The organism is Legionella qingyii (assembly GCF_003184185.1).
Genome location: NZ_QHJG01000013.1, coordinates 50083 through 70164 on the forward strand (window position 1 = coordinate 50083; position 20082 = coordinate 70164).

The window sequence follows — 20082 nt, forward strand, 5'->3', positions numbered from 1 at the left end:
GGGAATCTAACCTCAACCCTATCCCTTCTCTTTATTAGAAAAAGGCTTCAGCCTATGCTTTATTAAAATGACAATAGCGGAACCTTCTCCATGGGAAAAGAGAAATTTCAGGCCCTTACTAACTACCCAACAGTTCCAGAAATTGTCCTTCATCCAACACAGCGATCCCCAGATCATTTGCTTTATCCAGTTTGGAGCCAGCTTCACTTCCAGCAACCACATAATCTGTTTTCGATGAGACGCTGCCACTTACTTTAGCGCCTAAAGCTAACAATTTTGTTTTGGCTTCTTCGCGCCCCATACTACTCAAAGTCCCGGTTAACACTAGAGTTTTTCCGAATAAAAGATGTTCTTTATTAACTTTCTTTTTCTCAACCTTTGGCCAATGAATTCCAAGTGCTAATAAATCCTCAATAACTTTGCAGTTATGATCTTGGGCGAAAAAATGGACCACATTAAAAGCACCTACAGGTCCCATATCTTGCAAACCCATCAGCTCTTCTTCTGTTGCTTTAGAGATCGAGTCAATATCTCCATAATGCTCTGCCAACATCCGTGCACTCGACTCACCAATCTCACGAATTCCAAGCGCATAAAGAAAACGACTAAACGTTGTTTTCTTACTTTGTTCTAAAGCGTCCAATAAGTTTTTTGCTGACTTTTCTCCCATCCGCGGAAGATTTGCCAAAGTAGCAACATCAAGCCTATACAGATCAGGCAAATGACGGACAATTCCCTCATCAACCAACTGTTCAATAAGCACAGACCCTAATCCCTCTATATACATGGCCTTACGAGAAGCAAAGTGCCACATCATTCTTTTTAATTGGGCCTTGCAAAATAAACCACCAACACAACGAGCAACTGCTTCACCTTCCTCACGCACTACTTCAGATCCACAAACAGGACATGTTTTAGGTAAATGAATCTCCCTGGTATGTGCAGGACGTCGTTCGAGAACAACAGAAACTACTTCTGGAATAACATCACCAGCACGTCGAATAATGACAATATCACCGATACGAATGTCCTTTCTAATGATTTCATCCATATTATGCAACGTCGCATTACTTACAGTAACGCCGGCAACATTAACCGGTGCCAAACGTGCCACTGGAGTTAAAGCGCCCGTTCTTCCTACTTGAAAATCAACAGCTAAAAGTTCAGTCATTTCTTCTGTAGCAGGAAATTTATGGGCACAAGCAAAGCGAGGTGCCCTTGAGATAAAACCCAGTTGTTGTTGCAAAGAAATACTGTCAACCTTATAAACAACTCCATCAATTTCGAAGGGAAGTTGAGCACGCTTGGCTAAAATATCATGGTAATATTCCAAACACCCTTTAATGCCAACCTCTTTTTGGGTATCTAAAGAGACCCTGAAACCAAATTCTTTGAGTAATTGCAATTGCTCCCAATGAGTGTTTGGTAAACTGTACCCTTCGCAAGCCCCTATCCCATAGCAGTAAATAGCCAAAGGTCTACTTGCCGTCACTGCAGGATTTAATTGCCGTAAACTCCCAGCTGCGGCATTACGAGGATTAGCAAAAACTTTTTCCCCCGCTTCTTTAGCTTTTTTATTGTACTCGTCAAAACCTGCTTTTGGCATATACACTTCGCCACGGATTTCGATAAGGCGTGGTGGATTCGGTACTCTTAAAATCAAAGGAACCGCAGCGATTGTTTTAATATTGGCAGTAATGTTTTCACCTGTAGTCCCATCCCCACGTGTTGCAGCAGAAACTAAAGTTCCATTTTCGTAGGTGAGATTAACGGCTAATCCATCTAACTTAGGTTCACAAGTAAAAACCAATTGCTGGATTGGTTCATCCAACTTTTCGGTAACTCGTTTAATAAATGCTTGCAGCTCTTCTTCAGTAAATACGTTCGATAAAGACAACATGGGTTGCCGATGAGTTACTGGCATAAATGCATCTACAGGAGTACCTCCAACTCGTTGAGTAGGTGAATCCGCCGTTAATAATTCAGGGTACTTCACTTCTAAATCGTGTAATGCACGAAAACATCTATCGTATTCGGCATCAGGAACTAATGGCTCATCCAGGACATAATAGTGATAATCATACTTCCTTATTTTATCCTTCAGTTCAGCAATTTGTCCTTTTATCTCATCAATACTCATTCATTTCCATCCATAATTCAAACCAAGAAGTCATTGTCTCCAAGATTCTGTGTCTTCACTCAGTTATGCATCAATTTATAACCTTACAGGTAGTTAGCAATGATCCTAAAACATTAGTTTATCATTAAAAAATATGCTATAGATACATATCGATTCAACTGGAACCGAGGCGTGATAAAAATGGATTTTAAACGTATCTTAGTCGCAGTATTTTTACTTGCATCCGCTACATTAACTTATGCCCTTTCACAGTCTCATGGATATGGCAATTTAGGTATTGCTTTTGTTCATGGAACAAATGATCACCGAGAAGATGCCGAGGGTGATTATTGGAAAACTGATTTCATCCAAAATATTGCTCAAGCACTTCCTAATCCTGAAAATTACTATGTAGTCCATTGTGATTACAGCAAATATATGTGGGATGAAGATGCGGCGGGTTGTACTGCAAATCAGTTATTAGATTTTATAAATCATAAAAAAATTGACTCCCTGATTCTCTATACGCATTCCAATGGCGGAAATGTAATGCGCTGGATTCTCTCGAACCCAACCTATGACAAACGATACATGCATTTAAAAAGCAAAATTAAGAAAATTGTCGCATTAGCTCCTTCAAGTGAAGGAACCCCTCTCGCTGATATGCTCCTTAACGGCGGCATTTTTGAAGCCAGCTTGAGTTGGTTATTAGGATATACAGGAGATGCTGTAAAGCAACAACGTGTGGGTGACATGCATATCTACAACGAAGAGCTCTTATTTGGCACTAAAAATCGCCCCTCCTTACCCATACCTTTTAATTCAGTGATAGGTACTGATGTCATCTCATCACCTTTATCTTCAGCCAGTTACTGTAACGGTTATTTACTCAACAGTAGTTTAAGGCTTGCTAAAATCTATTTGGATTCTTGTGCGGATGGTTTTTTAAATTGCAGTTCCCAAACTGCTGCAGGATCGGTTTGGTTTTACGATAAAGAAAAAACTGATGATCAAACAACACTGAGTCATAACCAAAGTCGTCACTCATGCTTTGGGCTGGATAAAATACTGATTTCTGCATTAGATTCAGAAGGAGCTGCACTATGAGAACCACTCTTACTTTTCTGTCTTTATTTTGTTGCGCGCAAGTTAACGCGTTCACTTTACCGCAAAATCCAGTTAAATCTTATGATTGTGAAATTTGCGATACTTTATCTCATGACAACCTACAGGATCACTGGAGCATAGCAGCAACTTCCTTGAATAAAAGAAAAAGCAACATTCAAAAAAGTTACAGTTATGAACAAAGCGTTACTGCTGCCCAATTACAAAAAGGTGTTATCTTACCTATTCAAGCACCAGAAGCTGTGATACGCATTATTCCTTTGCAAAAAAATAAATCCATACCTGAATTAGAACTAAAAAGTGCCTCTGGTAATTTCATGAGTTTAAAAGAGGCATCTTCTCTATATAGTCAAGATGAAGCCATAGATGAATCGCTGAGAATCGGATCACATCAGGCCATGCTGCAAATCAAACCAGAATTAGGAGCTGGTAATTTCATAATCAAAAGCAACACAACAGATTCTGCAAATGAAGCAGATAATTATCTAATTTATGTTTTTGAAAAATACTCTTTGATTTATTTACAAATCGAGCCGTCTGCATTGCAATATCAATATGGAGATCAATTTAACGCACTCATTACATTAAAGGATAATATAACATCCTATCCTGCAGATGATATCAATGCTTCCTTAATAGGCCCTGATAACCAGACAATCCCTCTTAAATTAAAAAAAGTAAAGCGCAACCAATTCCAGGCCAGCGCCCTTTTATCCTCTGATGAGAGTGCTCCTGGAGTAAATTGGTATATCGATGTTGATGTATTGTGCGAACTTAGTGACAATAGCCTCATACATCGCACTGGACGCGCCGCTTTTTCCTATGCAATTCCATCTGCCAGTCTAGTTAGCATCAAGAAAATTTCATCCGCTCCTTTAACTCTAGCTGCTACGGTAGAGGTTGCTACAGCAAGTAGGTATGCTTTACAAAGCGTTTTATACAAGAAAAACTCAAAGGGAGAGAATATTCCTATTGAAACAGCCCAGAGTGCCCAATGGCTCGAACCAGGAAAGCAAATAATTAAATTTAGTTTTGACAATTCTGCACATTTAGCAGAGGATCTGCTCTCTGTTGGTTATTTGCACCTGACTGATTATGGGCAATTAAAACCAGTGTATCAATATGATCAACCGATTAAACTCAGTCAACTTTTGGACTAATGAATGCAATTTTTATCTTCAATTACCTTACTTGAGGGCGTAGCATGTGTTTTAGCCCTTCAATTTTTAATCTTAATTTGGCTTTTGTTAAACCAAAGTCAGCAAAAAAAACTGAGTAGACAGTTAAATGAAAAGACTCTTGAGGCCTTTACCATGCAACTGCACCAAGTGCACTTGGATGTAAGTGACAAAATTGCCCAAGGACAATTAATGACGCAACAACTAATCCATGATACGGTCCAAAAGCAAATGACCGATGTTCGGGAGCAAATGAGTCATAGTTTCAAACAACATGCTAGCTCCCTGACCTCCCATTTACAGCTGCTTACCGAAGAAATTCGCAATCATCTCCATGGTTTAACCCAACAAGTTAATCATAAATTAACTGAAGGCTTTGAAAAAACTTCTTCTACCTTTATCGATGTAGTGAAACGGTTAACGATCATTGATGAAGCGCAAAAGAAAATCACTGAATTATCGAATCATGTAGTTAGTTTGCAAGATGTATTAGTCGATAAAAAAGCGCGAGGAGCTTTTGGTGAAGTACAACTGGCAACACTTATTAGTAATATGATTCCTCCCAATCATTTTGCAATGCAGTATACATTAAGCAATCAGAAACGTGCCGATTGCATTTTATTTTTGCCTGAACCTACAGGTAATGTTGTTATTGATGCTAAATTTCCTTTGGAAACCTACCAACGACTGATTAGTACAGATGCAGGTTCAGTCGAAAAGAAATCGTTGCAACAGCAATTTCGTCAGGATATTCAAAAACATATTAAAGACATAGCAGAAAAATACATCATTCCCAATGAAACTACTGATGGCGCCATGATGTTTATTCCAGCAGAATCCATTTTTGCAGAAATCCATGCCAATTATCCAGACTTAATTTCGCTATCTCAAAGATTAAAAGTATGGCTTGTTTCCCCAAGTACATTAATGGCAGTACTTACTACCGCTAAAGCGGTACTCAAAGATGATGCTACTCGCAAACAAGTTCACATTATACAAAAACATCTACAGGCTTTGGCAGATGATTTCCAACGGTTTGAAAAAAGAATGGATAAGCTCTCCAAACATATTAATTTGGCACATCAAGATGTCAGTGAAGTAAATACTTCTGCTAAAAAAATTACATCGCGCTTCCAAAAAATTGAGTCAGTAGACATCGAATTAGATGAGTTGGAACTCATTGAAACGGATACAACAAATGATGCATAAATGAGATCTAAAAGTTTCGTAACATGGGTACAGAAAACTGAATATACTCCTCACTTATATAGAGAAAATATATGACTTCACCATTTACGGAAAAAAATTATATTAATCAAACATTCACTGAATTAATTATGGACTGGGGCGTTCCAATTGGATTGTGGAAGAATGTAAGGCACATGATATTGATTTCAGGGAAGCCAATTTAAGCCATGCAAGCTTTGTGGATTCCGACCTGCTAAACAGCCTATTTCTGCACACGAATTTAAATTTTGCTGATTTTACAAATGCCATCAACTATACAATCAATCCTAATGAAAATAGAATCAAACAAGCACGCTTTTCCTTCCCGGAAGTCATCGCTTTATTAAACCATTTCGATATTAAAATTAATGATTGGCCTGAAAACGACTGATATGTAGTGGGCTCTTAGTCCTCCACCTCATAATAATCTAGGCAATTCGAACTATAATTAATTATATAGTTTATTTTTAAGGGCTCTAAATGCCTAAGAAATATTTTTCAAGTAGAAGAGGAACACTAGCAAAACGACTCGATCTGGCTTGGGCTGATTATAATAATCAATTTTTATCTAAAAATGCTCGACTTAAAGCTCTCGATTTTATGATTTATGTTTTTGATATTACGAAATTTTCCACTAACAAAAATGGACTTAACCAGCTCCTAAAAAATTTAATGGATGAAAGAGAAAGTAAAAAACAAAACAATCCAAACTACATTCCCATGCTATCAAATGGAATATATCAATTTGAAAGCGATAGAGTCTTACAGGCTACACCTATTTCTAAAGTTTCTGCACACGCAGATATTCAAAAAGCTTTTGATGCGGGAGAACTACTCGATGTCAACCAAGGCTCTAAACAAATTGATAGATCCTGGGGTACTACCTATTTAACACCAGAACAAAGAGCAGAGTATCGGATTGAAATCCATAATGGCCTACTTCATAAAAAAGGCCGGGTTTTTGATTCCTCCGAATTAATTGCCCACAACAAACCAGGATTTGTCGCGTTTACTTTAAACGCGAATGGTGAGCTTTCTGCATTTGAACATTTAGGTGTACAAGAGGATAAACAACGTAGAAAACTAGCACATTCATCAATGAATGCAGGTGCTCCTGTATTAGCAGCGGGAGAGATGGAGATAAAAAATGGTAAATTAATTAGTATTAATACTTATAGTGGACATTATAAGCCTTCATTGTATTCTGTGGCACGTTTTTTAGAATATTTAAGTGATCGTGGCGTAGATATTTCAGAAACCAAAGTGTATTTACGAAGAGCACCCGGTAAAGCATCTGGACTTTTATCAAAAAAAGTTCATTTAGCGGGGGATAAGCATCTATGGCATGAAGTTCCTGCACTCGATATTGTGCATCAAGTTAAAGCACTTATGATAAGTAATATCAATTCTCTTGATGAATATCTTAATAGTACTAAAACAAAATTGTTTAGAGATGTATTCAAAAATGACTTAACTCAAGCCAAGTCTGCGATTGCTCAAGCGTTCCATGATGAACTTGTATACGCAATGGATAAAATGAATGGCTCCTCGTCGATGACAGATATTGAAGCATCGCTTGAGTGCCTCGATTCAATCGTAACAAGATATTCAAAAGAAAATGAACAATTAAATGGAACTACAGGACGTCTAGCCAGTAAATTTGCTGACATGAAAGCTCAAATTCAAGCAACTCGCGAAAGGCTTGGGATAGGAGATGAGGAAAAAGAAAGGACTCGAGTTGAAAGTTTTAAAAACACATGTTAATTAAAAAACAGAATTAAATTTATTTCAACCAGAATGCATGCTTTTCGAATAATCCCTTTGAAGAGAACAAACTTTTCTCCTTCCCTTCAGTATTTATTGAAGCCTGGTGCAGCGATTATGTTAAAATTGATTTTTTATCCAATCAATCATCAATAATCTGCAATTTTAAGATGAACCAAGACAACACATAAGGTATAATCGACACTTTTTAAATCCGATTGCTTAAGCCATGCCCATCAACACCTTACTCTACAAACCGACACAGGCCAAACAAATATGGGGACAACTCCATGGAAGCAGCTTAGCACTGGCCCTGGCTGAATATTGCCAACAAACGCCTGGAATTAAGTTATTGATTGCCCAAGACAATCTCAGTGCAAATCAGTTGCAAGCGGAATTAAATTTCTTTCTCAACCCCAATACCCCCCAAGAATTATTGTTTTTTCCTGATTGGGAAACACTTCCTTATGATCAATTCTCGCCACATCAGGACATCATTTCTGAACGGTTATATACATTAAGTCGTATTCAACAAGTAACTGATGCAATTGTTATCACTTCAGCAAGTACACTAATGCATAGGCTATGTCCGCCTGAATTTTTGAATCAATATGCTTTGATGCTTAAAGAAGGACAAAAGCTCGATTTAACTGCTTTTCGTAATCAGTTACAACAATCCGGTTATCATTGTGTTAATAAAGTACTTGAACATGGAGAGTTTGCCTTACGCGGTTCAATTATCGATGTTTATCCCATGGGTTCTGGTTTACCATTTCGTATTGAACTCTTTGATGATGAAATTGAAAGTCTCAGGGAGTTTGATACCGAAACGCAACGTACAATAGAAAAAATAAAAGAAATCAATGTGTTACCTGCACGAGAATTTCCTTTAAATGAACAAAGCCAACTGCTCTTTCGACGTGCTTTTAGAGAATTATTTCCAGGAAATCCTAGCCAGTGCCCTATTTATGAAGCAATCAGTGAAGGTCAGTTTCCTTCGGGGATCGAATATTATTTACCTTTATTTTTTGAAAAAACCGTTACTTTTTTTGACTATTTACCAGAAAATGCCAAGGTTTGCTTGATTGAAAATATTCAAAATAATGCAGAACAATTCTGGCAAGAGTTGAATGAGCGCTTTGAACAAAGACGATATGATATCAGCAGGCCTATTTTATCTCCTGAAGCATGTTTCATTAATCCAATTGAATTATTAACCAAAGCGAATACATACGAACAACTTCGCTTGTTCCAAAATCCTTCAGATAAAAAAGGTGCTGTAGTTAATTTTGATATTTTACCTGGCCCCCAGTTGCCTATAGACAGGAAAACCCAGGAACCTTTGAGTCAACTTCGTGAATATTGTGCTGATTCCACACGCCGCTATTTAATTGTGGTCGAAAGTGCTGGACGACGTGAAGTGTTACTTGATTTACTCAAACCAAGTGGCATTTCCGCTAAAGTACAATCTTCATGGTACGATTTTATTAATGATACTGCTCCGCTCAACATCAGCACTGGAGACCTTATTTATGGATGTGAATTAAAGCAAAGTCATATCGCAATCATCGTTGAGTCTCAATTATTTGGAGAACAAAGCACACCTCAAAGACGAGGGACACAAAAGACGATTGATCCCGATTTAATTATCCGCGATATGGCCGAGCTACGTGTTGGCGATCCGGTAGTCCATTTACAGTTTGGTGTCGGACGTTATCAGGGATTGCAACATATCGAATCCAGCGGCTTTTCCAGTGAATTTTTAGTTCTTACCTATGCGGGTGAGGATAAAATATATGTCCCTGTGACCTCACTCCATCTTATTAGCCGATACACTGGGATGGATAGTGAGCATGCTCCATTGCATAAACTCGGTTCTGATCAATGGCAAAAAGAAAAGAAGAAGGCCGTTGAAAAAATTCATGATGTAGCAATCGAATTACTGGATCTCTACGCCAAACGAGAAGCGCAACCAGGATATCAATATCAAATAGATAACAATGAATATGTTAAATTTGCCAGCGCGTTCCCTTTTACAGAGACTCCCGATCAATTACACGCAATCGATCAAATCATAACGGACATGAAGTCCCCAAGACCTATGGATCGTTTAATTTGTGGGGATGTAGGTTTTGGCAAAACTGAAGTCGCAATGCGTGCTGCGTTTATTGCGGTGCAAAGCAATAAGCAAGTCTGCATTCTGGCACCCACCACCCTATTGGCTGGACAACATTTTGAATCATTTCGAGACCGGTTTGCTGACTTCCCCATCAACATTGAGTTGCTTTCTCGCTTTCGTTCAAACAAAGAAACCGAGGCGGTTCTTACTGCCTTGAAATCAGGAACAGTTGATATAGTCATAGGAACACATAAATTATTCCAGAGTAATATTGCTTTTAAAAATTTAGGGCTTCTCATTATTGATGAAGAACATCGCTTTGGTGTCAAACAAAAAGAACATATCAAAGCGCTGCGGACTCATGTCGATATTTTATCCATGACTGCTACCCCAATCCCGAGAACACTGAATATGGCTATGGCTGGAATCAGGGATATTTCCCTTATGACTACACCTCCTGCCAAACGTCTGGCAATTAAAACCTTTTGGCAAGAGAAGAAAGACACCACCATCCGTGAGGCCATTCTAAGAGAAATTCTTAGAGGCGGTCAGGTTTTTTTCTTGCATAATAATGTAGAAACAATTGAACGAATATGTCAGGATTTGCAAACACTAGTTCCAGAAGCAAAAATCCGCAGTGCCCATGGACAAATGCGTGAACGCGAGTTAGAACGGGTAATGTCTGATTTTTATCACCACCGTTTTAATGTGTTAGTCTGCACAACGATCATTGAAACAGGTATAGATATTCCTACAGCCAACACAATTATTATTGATCGCGCGGATAAATTTGGATTAGCCCAATTGCATCAGTTACGTGGACGCGTTGGTCGCTCTCATCACCAGGCATATGCCTACTTGCTTACTCCCCATGAAAAAGTATTAACTGCCGATGCAGTCAAACGTTTGGAAGCAATTGTATCACTGGAAGATCTGGGTGCGGGATTCACACTGGCAACCCATGATATGGAAATTCGCGGGGCAGGTGAACTTTTAGGAGAAGAACAAAGCGGGAACATGCAGGCAATTGGATTTAATTTATTTATGGAACTGCTTGATAAAGCAGTGCATGATTTAAAAGAAGGAAAAACACCAGAATTATCGGCACCAATGCACCAAGGACCTGAGATCGATTTACGAATCAGCGCCATTATTCCTGAAGAATACATTCCCGATATTCACAATCGACTTATCATGTACAAACGAATTGCGAACGCAAAAAGTAAAGAACAGCTGCATGATTTACAAATTGAGATGATTGACCGATTTGGTTTATTACCACAACAAGTCAAACATCTATTATTGATTACCGAATTAAAATTAAAAGCGGAACAAATGGGTATTCAAAAAATAAGTGCCGGAGCACAGCAAGGCAAACTGGAATTTAGTGAAAAACCTTCTATTGATCCTGGCGTTTTGATTCATTTAATTCAAGTACATGCCAAAAGATATCAAATGGAAGGACCACAGCGCTTACGTTTTAACCTGGACAGTACTTCTTCAGAAGAGCGTATTTTTGAAATCAGCTCTTTACTTAACAAATTAAATGGAGAGAAAAATACCTAGTGACGTGCCAAGGAATGGCGAGAAATGATTTTTGAGACCTTGTTGAATAACTGCAAGAAATTGGATGTTCCATTTTTGTAAGACAATCAGGTAAACCCCTAGATCGTTTTCATTGACAGCCCAAATCAATTAATTGACAATCTAATTGGTCAATATAATACAAGTCATCATTTTTTAATTAATATAGAAGGAACTATTATGATTAAGAATTTTTCTTTAAGCTCATTGTTATTGCTTTCAAGTTTCGTTCCTGGAATTGCAATGGCGGATCCCACTGCATATGATATTAATGTTTATTGCCCTGCTACTCAAGGACCAAACGCTGTAACTCATTTTGGAAACTATATAGGTGGCTATGGCGTAGAATACGTATTATCCCAAACACTGCAAGTATACTTTCGTTCAACCGGCTCGGTTCAAGATGTTCCCGCTAATTTAATAAACTACGTTAATGATTCAGTTACTTATAACAGTGCGTCGGGAAACATCATTTGTAGTTATCAAAGCAATAATCCTGTAGATCCAAGATTTACCGTAGCTTACACTGTAACTAATGGTATGGGAGGCACTGTGCAAGCCCAATCCAACAACTCCATCAGTGTTCATATTCCTGCTGGTTTGAGAGGTTAAATGTAGCATACATCAGTATGTCAGGCTTTATTATTCGCGCGCAAGAGGTACCAAATAAAGCCATTCAGTGAATAGGGCGTGAAGGCAAAGCCGAACCCAGGGAGAATTTCTCTTGGCAAAACCCGGGTTCCGCTTTCACTTCACCCAGGCTGCTAAAGACCCGATTTAACTTGTTCCACCTACTGTCAATGCATCGATTTTCAAAGTAGGTTGTCCCACTCCGACTGGAACGGATTGTCCGTCTTTACCGCAAACACCTATTCCCCGATCCAATCCCAAATCATTTCCAATCATGCTGATTTTTTTCATCACATCCGGTCCATTGCCAATCAGTGTGGCCCCTTTGACTGGTGCAGTAATTTTTCCATTCTCAATGAGATATGCTTCGCTTGCAGAAAATACAAATTGGCCTGAGGTAATATCAACTTGACCACCACCAAAATTAACTGCGTATAAACCACGTTGTACAGAACGAATAATTTCTTCAGGGTCATGCTGTCCTGCCAACATATAGGTATTAGTCATCCTGGGCATAGGTACATGTGCATAAGACTCACGACGACAGTTACCCGTAGATTTCATACCCATCAATTTGGCGTTTAGTTTGTCTTGCATGTAATTCACCAAAACACCATTCTCAATCAAGGTGGTGCACTGAGATGGAGTTCCCTCATCATCTATGGTTATGGAACCACGTCTGTCTTTCAAAGTACCATCATCAACTACAGTAACTCCTGGTGCTGCGACTTGTTGACCAATACGGCCAGAAAATGCAGATAATCCTTTGCGATTAAAATCTCCTTCCAAACCATGTCCTACAGCTTCATGCAATAAAACACCCGGCCACCCCGGACCCAAAACCACAGGCATTGTTCCTGCTGGTGCAGGTTGTGCTTCCAGATTAATCAAAGCCTCACGTACCGCTTCACGAGCATAACTTAAGGCATTTTCTTTTTCATGAAAGTAAGAATAAGGTACCCTGCCACCGCCACCAGAGCGTGCAGATTCCCTTCTTCCATTTTTGTCTTCTACGATAACGCTTACGTTGATACTCACCAGCGGTCTAACATCAGCGATCATCTGTCCGTGCATTCCAGCAACCATCACAACTTCATAGCAGCCGCTTAATGAAGCATTAACCTGAATTACACGAGGATCAATTCGACGAGCTTCTTTATCAATTGCTTCTAATAAAGCAATTTTTTCTTGCTTGCTCATGCCCTCAATTGGATTTAAACCTTGGTAGCGACTTACAGCCGCTCCTTTTACCTGGATGGATTGAGTTGGTTTGGAGCCAGTCAGTGCAATAGAACGTGCTGCATCGGCAGCTCGCAACATTGAAGGTAATAAAATGTCATCACAATAAGCAAATCCTGTTTTATCACCACTAACCGCGCGAATCCCTACTCCTCTATCTAGGGAATAGCTCCCGCTTTTCACTACCGAATCTTCCAAATACCAAGATTCATAACTGCAACTTTGAAAATAAAGATCTGCATCATCAATATGATGATGCATCATCGTTTTAAATAATTTTTCTATACCCGTTTCATCCAGTGCTGCAGGAGCTAGTAAAATCTTTTTTGCTGTAGTAAGGGCTTCTGTCATTTAATTACCTTAAATAAATAAAAATAGTGTCTATTGGTTTTTGTTATCAAAAAATAGTATCTACTTTATAAGTTTAATACATGATGTTCTATACAGGGGAATTTTCGGCGTATTTCCCTTTGATTTTCTAAATCAATATCTGCTGTCACTACTCCAGTACCCATTTCTTTTTGAGAAAGTACTTTTCCCCAAGGATCAACAATCATGCTATGACCAAAAGTACTTCGTCCATTTTCATGTCTCCCCCCTTGATTTGCTGCCAAGACGTAACATAAATTTTCTATGGCTCTTGCTAGTAATAATACCTCCCAGTGCGCCACACCTGTGATGGTCGTAAATGCAGAAGGAACCGTAAATAACTGCGCTCCTTGCAACATCAACTGTTGATACAGCTCTGGGAAACGTACATCATAACAAACCGTTAATCCTATTTTTCCAACTGGAGTGTCAACAAGAGCCAGCTCATGCCCGCGTTCAATGGACATTGACTCTTGGTATGCTTCATTTGATGAGACGTTCACATCAAATAAATGAATCTTATCATAACGAGCTACACACTTGCCTTGTGCATCATATACCAGGCAACTGGCGCGTACTTTGGAACCTGAACTTTTAAGAGGTATAGTCCCGGCAATTACCCACAAACCTAATTTTTTTGCCAATTGACTCATTTTTTGTTGGATGGGACCGTCTCCATACACTTCGCCAATCTGTAATTTATCTGTTTCATGAAATCCCATGAACGCAAAATTTTCAGGCAATACTACTAGCTCAGCTTGCTCTTCACGAGCGTGGATCATTAATTTTTCTACTTGTTGCAAGTTGTCAGCGACATCTGCTGAAGAAACCATTTGTACTAATGCTGCCCGTGCCATAATAAATCCTAAAATTTAGGACATCAAAAATGTCGAAATTTTTCCATAACCTGAGTATATGGCGCACCGCCAAACCCTGATTAGTGATATGAATCGGTTAACCCGGATGCCTACGAACTCTTCCTGTTTACGATAATCAGAACGGCAATAACCACTCTACTTGTTCTATCAAAATTTATTTATAATACTACTATAGTACTGTAGAACCTCAAAACAAAAATAATTCGTTTTAAACTTGAAATATGGGAAACTGCCCCATAGATATGCTAGACTTAATATAAAAATAGAGGAGCTCTAAACAATGAACCGAAATAATGTCACTATACTTACGCGAAGCCATGAATCTGCGCTTTCGAGCAATAAAGTACTGCGTAACACCTATCTATTACTAAGTCTGACATTCTTGTTCAGTGCAGGTATGGCAGTTTTATCTCTTACAAGTGGCGCACGCCCTATGAACCCTATTCTGATGATAGTCGGCGTTTATGGTTTAATGTTTTTGACTCAAGCATTACGAAATAGCGTTTGGGGACTAGTCAGTGTTTTTGCCTTCACTGGATTCCTGGGTTATACCTTAGGTCCTGTGCTTAATTTTTATATCAGCCACTTTACTAACGGCCCACAAATAATTGCAACTGCCTTAGGTGGTACAGGGATCATTTTCTTTGCATTATCCGGTTACGCATTAACGACTAAAAAAGACTTTAGTTTCTTAGGTGGATTTCTTTTTGTTGGTGTAATGGTTGCTTTATTAGCAATGATAGCAGGAATTTTCATTCAGATGCCCGCCTTACAATTAGTCATTTCAGCTATTTTTATACTTATTTCTTCAGGATTAATTCTCATGCAAACGAGTGCAATTATTCATGAAGGTGAAACGAATTACATTTCGGCTACAGTAGGCCTTTTTGTATCAATTTATAACTTGTTCGTCAGCTTGCTCAATATACTAAGTGCATTTTCAGGCCGCGACTAGTTATCGTTCTCCTCTACCTGAATCCCGGTTAAGTTTTTGCCGGGATTTTTTTTAGTGGCTAGGTTAAGTCCGAAATCGCAAACTGCTTCAATATAAACGTGGGTGAAAAGGAATGTAACCCGAGCGTTCCTGTCACCAATTTCTTGTTTGTTCAAGTTAGCAAAAATGGTCAAAGCATTCTTTCCAAAATACGATAGCATTACTTGTGTAAATAAATTGATGACTTAAAGTTGAGAAAAGTATGAATTATAAGTACCAATTAGAAAAAGTAATTGAGTTTATTGGCAAACATCTTGATGAAAAGCTTGATTTGGTGCAATTAAGCAAGATTGCCTGCTTTTCTAAATATCATTTTCATCGTTTATTTACTGCTTATACAGGTCTATCACTACAACAGTATATTCGTTGGCTTCGCCTAAAACGGGCAGCCCATCAATTAATTGTTAATAAGGATAAAACCATTCTTGAAATTGCAATAAATGCGGGATTCGAATCCCATGAAGCCTTTACTCGTGTGTTTAAACAAGCTTGTGGTCTGAGCCCAAGTGAATTTAGATTGCATTCAAATTGGGGTTCTTGGGAAAATCCACCGTATTTTTTGCCGAAACAAGGTAATATCAACATGAATGTATTAATCAAAGATATACCAGCGAAACGTTTGGCGGTATTTGAACATCGAGGTTCACCTGCAACATTGGGCGAGAGTGTCAATAAGTTAATTCATTGGGCAAAATCTCAATCAATAAACCTAAAACCAAAAGCAGGGGAAGCGTTTGGATTTGCTTATGACGACCCGAAAGTAACCAATCCTGCAGATTTTCGTTTTGACTTAGGAATTACTGTACCAGAGCAAATAAAAATTGAAGGGCATATCATTGAAAAGTATCTCCCTGCAGGACGTTATGCTGTGGCAGTACATAAGGGTTCACGAGATGCCATTGGGGACACTGTCTATAGTTTATATCGTGACTGGTTACCTAATTCGGGTGAACAGTTAGGTGACTTACCCTGTATATTTTGCTATTACAACTTTGACCATGAAGTGGCTGAAACAGAGCTGCTTACAGAGTGTTGGCTGTTATTAAAATAACTGCTCATGATATTAAGATCTGTTGACAATTGCTTCATTAGTCTACGTTTCGCGCTTTATGCCTGAAAGATGGTCCAAAAAAGTGACCATCTCTCAGGATCAAACCACGGGACGTTTGAATAGAAATAGACTGGTTTTCAGAGATGCGTAGAAGATTCCGTAATAAATTCCCGGGGTACGTCTTGTGCCTTCATCCAAGCTATGAGCTTAACTCTGTTGCCAAGTGGCTTTTGCCCTGAATAGATCAGGTAAGTCATTTGCAGTCTTTTTTACTTCTTGAGGTAGAGTAAACAAATCCCGAGTTTTTTGATAATACACACCCAAAGGAACTGGATAATCAGGAAAAGATAAAGAAGCAAGTCGCATCGCCACAGCAAAGTTACTTGGATCATGTCGATAAATACCGACATCTTCTGCAGAAACGCTGGTGAACTCTTCTCCCTTTACATGCAATGCTTTCTCTTTTTGCGCACCATAAAGCAAAGGTTGTCCTTCTTCCAATATCACCGTGTTCTCGGCGCGATTGCTTTTAAGCGCAAACTCGTCAAAAGCACCATGATTGAAAATATTACAATCCTGATAAATTTCCACAAAAGAACAGCCTTGGTGTTCCTGCGCTTTCTTTAATATGGTTCCCAAATGAATGGGGTCTTTGTCTACTGCTCGAGCTATAAAACTAGCACCCGCAGCTAAAGCCAAAGTAAGTGGATTCACTGGTTCATTAGCCACCCCTCTTGGCGAGGTTTTAGTCACTTGGCCTTTCTGTGAAGTAGGTGAAAATTGTCCTTTAGTTAATCCATATACCTGATTATTAAATAATAAAATATTCACGTTTACATTACGGCGTAAAATATGGATCAGATGATTACCACCAATACTTAAAGCATCCCCATCTCCAGTAATTACCCACACACACAGATCATCCCTCAGCGCTTTTAATCCTGTTGCAACCGCAGTTGCTCGACCATGAATGGTATGAAAGCCATAAGTGTTCATGTAATAAGGCAATCGGCCTGCACAACCTATTCCGGAAATAAAGACATGCTGTTCTGGTGGTAACCCCAAATCAGGCAACATTTTTTGCAAGGCCATCAAAATTGCATAATCACCACAGCCTGGACACCAGCGAACTTCATTTGCATTAGCAAAATCTTCGCGTTTATAGTTGTTGTTCATAGTTAGCTTCCGCTTTTATAATGTTCACCAGATGACTGACAGTAAAAGGCTGGCCATTCGATTGACTAATTACTTGTGCATCAACCAAATAAGTAGCGCGAATAACTTGGCATAATTGTCCAGAGTTTAATTCGGCGACAAATACCTTATCGTATTTTTTCAAAATAGGGCCTAAATCATTAGGCAATGGATTCAGATGACGTAAATGCACGTAAGCGATCGCCACCCCTTGTTCCAAACATTGCAAAACTGCTGACTTTAAACTGCCATACGTACTGCCCCAGCCAATTAAAATGATTGGTGCATTAGCATCCCCTTCAACGGTCAAGGGCGTATACTCCTGCGCAATTCCATTGATTTTCTGCTGACGTAAATGTACCATTTTTTGGTGATTTTCCGCATCATAGCTGACACGGCCATCTTCACCTTGTTTTTCCAAGCCCCCCAATTGATGAATGTACCCCGGAGTCCCTGGCTTATTCCAACTTCGACTTAAAAACTCATCCCGAGTAAATGGTTTTGGAAAACGGTTAAATTCAATTTGCGGTAATTTTAAAGAAGATACCTCAGGAATTTTCCAAGGCTCAGCAGCATTTGCCAGATAAGCATCCAATAATACAATTACTGGAGTCATATACTTAATCGCTAAATAAAATGCTTCTAAAACCGTATTAAAACAATCTGCGGCAGATTGCGCGGCTAATACCGGCAAGGGTGCTTCACCATGACGTCCATAAAGTGCCTGTCGTAAATCACTTTGACTTGTTTTCGTTGGTAAACCGGTAGAAGCGCCTGCGCGTTGAACATCAAGCAAGACTAAAGGTAATTCAGCCACTACGGCCAGACCTAAACTTTCACTTTTTAGATCTAATCCAGGTCCTGAAGTTGTAGTTAAAGCCAATCTCCCACCATATGCAGCTCCAATACAAGCACAGATCGCAGCAATTTCATCTTCGGCTTGAAGAAGTTGCACTCCAAAATCAGATAATCGTGCACATTCATGGAGGATTGCTGAAGAAGGCGTAATCGGATACCCCGAAACTAACATTGGTACTTGTGTGGAAGTAGCCAGGGTAGCAAGTGCTAAACCTACTGCTTCAACACCTGTAATTTGCCGATATTCTCCCGCACCTCGATTAACTTCACCTAGCATATAATCTCGGCGAGTTAACTCTAAAGTCATTGCATAATTGTATCCGGCTAATAAAGCCAATTGATTGGCTTTAGCAACAACAGCATTCGCTTTGAATTTTTTAGCAATAAACGCTTCGCATGCAGCAGTTGGCAAATCAAATAACCATAAAACCAAACCCAAAACATAAAAGTTTTTGGTTTTTGTAGCTTGAGGTTTAGTCAAATCAAGCGAAGATACGGCTTGCAAGGTTTGGGTGATTAAAGGAAATGAAACAATTTGATAATGTTCGGCACAATTATCGAGAAAACTCTTATCCATTCCCGCTTTTTGCCAATCTTTTTCCTGATAACTGTCTTCATTGATAATCAGTAAACCGCCTTGATTCAGATGTTGCAGGGAATTTTTTAATGCGGCTGGATTTAATGCAACAAGCACATCAAGCGATTCACCCGCGGTAAAAATAGCATGCTCGGCCATCGCCAGTTGAAAACCAGAAACTCCCCCTACAGTACCTGCGGGGGCCCGAATTTCTGCAGGAAAATCAGGTAAAGTCCGCACATCACGACCGGTAAGTGCCGCACTAATGGTGAGTTGTTCCCCCACTAATTGCACACCATCGCCTGAATCCCCAGTAATACGAATAACAATGACGTCAGATGTTGACATAAAGTCTTGCTTCCTGCATTAGTTGACGCATGTGTCTTACTGCCTCTTTCATACCACAAAATAAAGCTCGGGCAATAATTGCATGGCCTATGTTAAGTTCATGTAATTCTTTTATAGACGCTATAGGTTGTACATTATGATAATTAAGACCATGACCTGCATTAACAATCAAATTTAAACTGGCTGCATACTCCGCAGCGTTTTTAATTCGCGCTAATTCATACTGCTGCTGCTCAACATCAGTAGCATCAGCATAACAACCAGTATGCAATTCAATCACAGGGGCACCAATATCTGCTGCAGCTTTAATCTGCACATGATCTGGGTCAATAAATAAAGATACCTCACTACCCATGGATTGCAAGCGTCGCACTGCATGTTCTACTGATTTCTGGTGCGTTATTACATCCAGCCCCCCTTCTGTGGTTAATTCCTCACGTTTTTCTGGAACCAAACAAGTATGCTCGGGTGAAATTTCTTCTGCAAAATCAAGCATGGCATCGGTAACTGCCAATTCAAGATTCATTCGTGTTTGCAAGACTTGTTTAATCAAACGCACATCACGAGCTTGAATATGTCTTAGATCTTCTCTCATATGCAGAGTAATACCATCAGCACCTGCTTCCTCCGCATCCATAGCTGCTTGGACAGGATCAGGATAACGGGTACCACGTGCCTGTCGCACAGTAGCTATATGATCAATATTGACACCCAATAGTATTGGCTTCTTCATTCTACACCTTACACATAAAATAAAGAGTATAAAGTCCATTCTGGCCTAAACTCAAGTTGCTTGAAAACATAAATATTCGTTAGATCAGTTAAATG

15 protein-coding genes are annotated in these 20082 nt (G+C 39.2%); 9 read left to right on the forward strand and 6 right to left on the reverse strand.

From position 1 onward, the window contains the following. Positions 1-118: 118 nt before the first annotated feature. On the reverse strand, positions 119-2140 hold the full coding sequence (ligA, locus tag DGG96_RS09270; protein WP_110142443.1) for an NAD-dependent DNA ligase LigA: 2022 nt from the start codon (positions 2138-2140) through the stop codon (positions 119-121). Positions 2141-2320: 180 nt separating this feature from the next. On the opposite strand from ligA, the gene DGG96_RS09275 reads away from it, so the two are divergent. The 7 genes from DGG96_RS09275 to DGG96_RS09305 all read left to right on the forward strand — a co-directional run bounded on the left by DGG96_RS09275 (position 2321) and on the right by DGG96_RS09305 (position 11728). Beyond that, positions 2321-3226: a hypothetical protein gene (locus DGG96_RS09275; RefSeq protein WP_110142444.1), complete on the forward strand. Its 906-nt coding sequence runs from the start codon at positions 2321-2323 to the stop codon at positions 3224-3226. After that, positions 3223-4404 (forward strand): DUF4785 domain-containing protein, encoded by a 1182-nt coding sequence (locus DGG96_RS09280; RefSeq protein WP_110142445.1) that lies wholly within the window; start codon positions 3223-3225, stop codon positions 4402-4404. The genes DGG96_RS09275 and DGG96_RS09280 overlap by 4 nt, the downstream gene beginning before the upstream one ends. 3 nt (positions 4405-4407) lie before the next feature. After that, positions 4408-5631 (forward strand): DNA recombination protein RmuC, encoded by a 1224-nt coding sequence (locus DGG96_RS09285; protein ID WP_110142446.1) that lies wholly within the window; start codon positions 4408-4410, stop codon positions 5629-5631. Positions 5632-5785: 154 nt separating this feature from the next. Then, on the forward strand, positions 5786-6040 hold the full coding sequence (locus tag DGG96_RS09290) for a pentapeptide repeat-containing protein (RefSeq protein WP_233590548.1): 255 nt from the start codon (positions 5786-5788) through the stop codon (positions 6038-6040). A gap of 89 nt (positions 6041-6129) precedes the next feature. Beyond that, positions 6130-7413: a hypothetical protein gene (locus DGG96_RS09295; protein WP_110142447.1), complete on the forward strand. Its 1284-nt coding sequence runs from the start codon at positions 6130-6132 to the stop codon at positions 7411-7413. A gap of 229 nt (positions 7414-7642) precedes the next feature. Then, positions 7643-11098, forward strand: coding sequence for a transcription-repair coupling factor (mfd, locus tag DGG96_RS09300; RefSeq protein ID WP_110142448.1), 3456 nt, complete (start codon positions 7643-7645; stop codon positions 11096-11098). A gap of 198 nt (positions 11099-11296) precedes the next feature. Beyond that, entirely contained in the window at positions 11297-11728 is a 432-nt protein-coding gene (locus tag DGG96_RS09305) for a hypothetical protein (RefSeq protein ID WP_110142449.1), read from the forward strand. A 165-nt stretch (positions 11729-11893) separates the two neighbouring features. Here DGG96_RS09305 and tldD read toward each other — a convergent pair whose 3' ends face one another. Further along, the gene (gene tldD, locus DGG96_RS09310; protein ID WP_110142450.1) at positions 11894-13336 is read right to left on the reverse strand and encodes a metalloprotease TldD; all 1443 of its coding nucleotides are present in this window, start codon (positions 13334-13336) and stop codon (positions 11894-11896) included. A gap of 65 nt (positions 13337-13401) precedes the next feature. Further along, positions 13402-14211: a carbon-nitrogen hydrolase family protein gene (locus tag DGG96_RS09315; RefSeq protein ID WP_110142451.1), complete on the reverse strand. Its 810-nt coding sequence runs from the start codon at positions 14209-14211 to the stop codon at positions 13402-13404. Positions 14212-14512: 301 nt separating this feature from the next. Here DGG96_RS09315 and DGG96_RS09320 point away from each other — a divergent pair, with 301 nt between their 5' ends. Both DGG96_RS09320 and DGG96_RS09325 read left to right on the forward strand, forming a co-directional pair. After that, positions 14513-15187, forward strand: a complete 675-nt coding sequence (locus DGG96_RS09320; RefSeq protein WP_110142452.1) for a Bax inhibitor-1/YccA family protein — start codon at positions 14513-14515, stop codon at positions 15185-15187. A 241-nt stretch (positions 15188-15428) separates the two neighbouring features. Continuing rightward, positions 15429-16277 (forward strand): AraC family transcriptional regulator, encoded by an 849-nt coding sequence (locus tag DGG96_RS09325; protein WP_110142453.1) that lies wholly within the window; start codon positions 15429-15431, stop codon positions 16275-16277. Between the two features lie 207 nt (positions 16278-16484). On the opposite strand, the gene DGG96_RS09330 is transcribed toward DGG96_RS09325, so the two are convergent. Genes DGG96_RS09330 through pdxJ form a run of 3 tightly spaced genes read right to left on the reverse strand, consistent with a single transcriptional unit; the run spans position 16485 to position 19987 of the window. Further along, positions 16485-17453: a 2-oxoacid:ferredoxin oxidoreductase subunit beta gene (locus DGG96_RS09330; protein ID WP_110142454.1), complete on the reverse strand. Its 969-nt coding sequence runs from the start codon at positions 17451-17453 to the stop codon at positions 16485-16487. Further along, positions 17437-19254 (reverse strand): 2-oxoacid:acceptor oxidoreductase subunit alpha, encoded by a 1818-nt coding sequence (locus DGG96_RS09335; RefSeq protein WP_110142455.1) that lies wholly within the window; start codon positions 19252-19254, stop codon positions 17437-17439. Before DGG96_RS09335 ends, DGG96_RS09330 begins: the two co-directional genes overlap by 17 nt. Beyond that, on the reverse strand, positions 19241-19987 hold the full coding sequence (gene pdxJ, locus DGG96_RS09340; RefSeq protein WP_110142456.1) for a pyridoxine 5'-phosphate synthase: 747 nt from the start codon (positions 19985-19987) through the stop codon (positions 19241-19243). Before pdxJ ends, DGG96_RS09335 begins: the two co-directional genes overlap by 14 nt. Positions 19988-20082: the final 95 nt, after the last annotated feature.

Bases quoted from the DNA above. Each gene is read 5' to 3' on its own strand.
- DGG96_RS09280 (WP_110142445.1), top strand. From the start codon at position 3,223: ATGAGAACCACTCTTACTTTTCTGTCTTTATTTTGTTGCGCGCAAGTT.
- DGG96_RS09285 (WP_110142446.1), top strand. From the start codon at position 4,408: ATGCAATTTTTATCTTCAATTACCTTACTTGAGGGCGTAGCATGTGTT.
- DGG96_RS09295 (WP_110142447.1), top strand. From the start codon at position 6,130: ATGCCTAAGAAATATTTTTCAAGTAGAAGAGGAACACTAGCAAAACGA.
- DGG96_RS09335 (WP_110142455.1), bottom strand. From the start codon at position 19,254: ATGTCAACATCTGACGTCATTGTTATTCGTATTACTGGGGATTCAGGC.
- DGG96_RS09315 (WP_110142451.1), bottom strand. From the start codon at position 14,211: ATGGCACGGGCAGCATTAGTACAAATGGTTTCTTCAGCAGATGTCGCT.
- DGG96_RS09330 (WP_110142454.1), bottom strand. From the start codon at position 17,453: ATGAACAACAACTATAAACGCGAAGATTTTGCTAATGCAAATGAAGTT.
- DGG96_RS09275 (WP_110142444.1), top strand. From the start codon at position 2,321: ATGGATTTTAAACGTATCTTAGTCGCAGTATTTTTACTTGCATCCGCT.
- ligA (WP_110142443.1), bottom strand. From the start codon at position 2,140: ATGAGTATTGATGAGATAAAAGGACAAATTGCTGAACTGAAGGATAAA.
- pdxJ (WP_110142456.1), bottom strand. From the start codon at position 19,987: ATGAAGAAGCCAATACTATTGGGTGTCAATATTGATCATATAGCTACT.
- tldD (WP_110142450.1), bottom strand. From the start codon at position 13,336: ATGACAGAAGCCCTTACTACAGCAAAAAAGATTTTACTAGCTCCTGCA.
- DGG96_RS09325 (WP_110142453.1), top strand. From the start codon at position 15,429: ATGAATTATAAGTACCAATTAGAAAAAGTAATTGAGTTTATTGGCAAA.
- mfd (WP_110142448.1), top strand. From the start codon at position 7,643: ATGCCCATCAACACCTTACTCTACAAACCGACACAGGCCAAACAAATA.
- DGG96_RS09305 (WP_110142449.1), top strand. From the start codon at position 11,297: ATGATTAAGAATTTTTCTTTAAGCTCATTGTTATTGCTTTCAAGTTTC.
- DGG96_RS09320 (WP_110142452.1), top strand. From the start codon at position 14,513: ATGAACCGAAATAATGTCACTATACTTACGCGAAGCCATGAATCTGCG.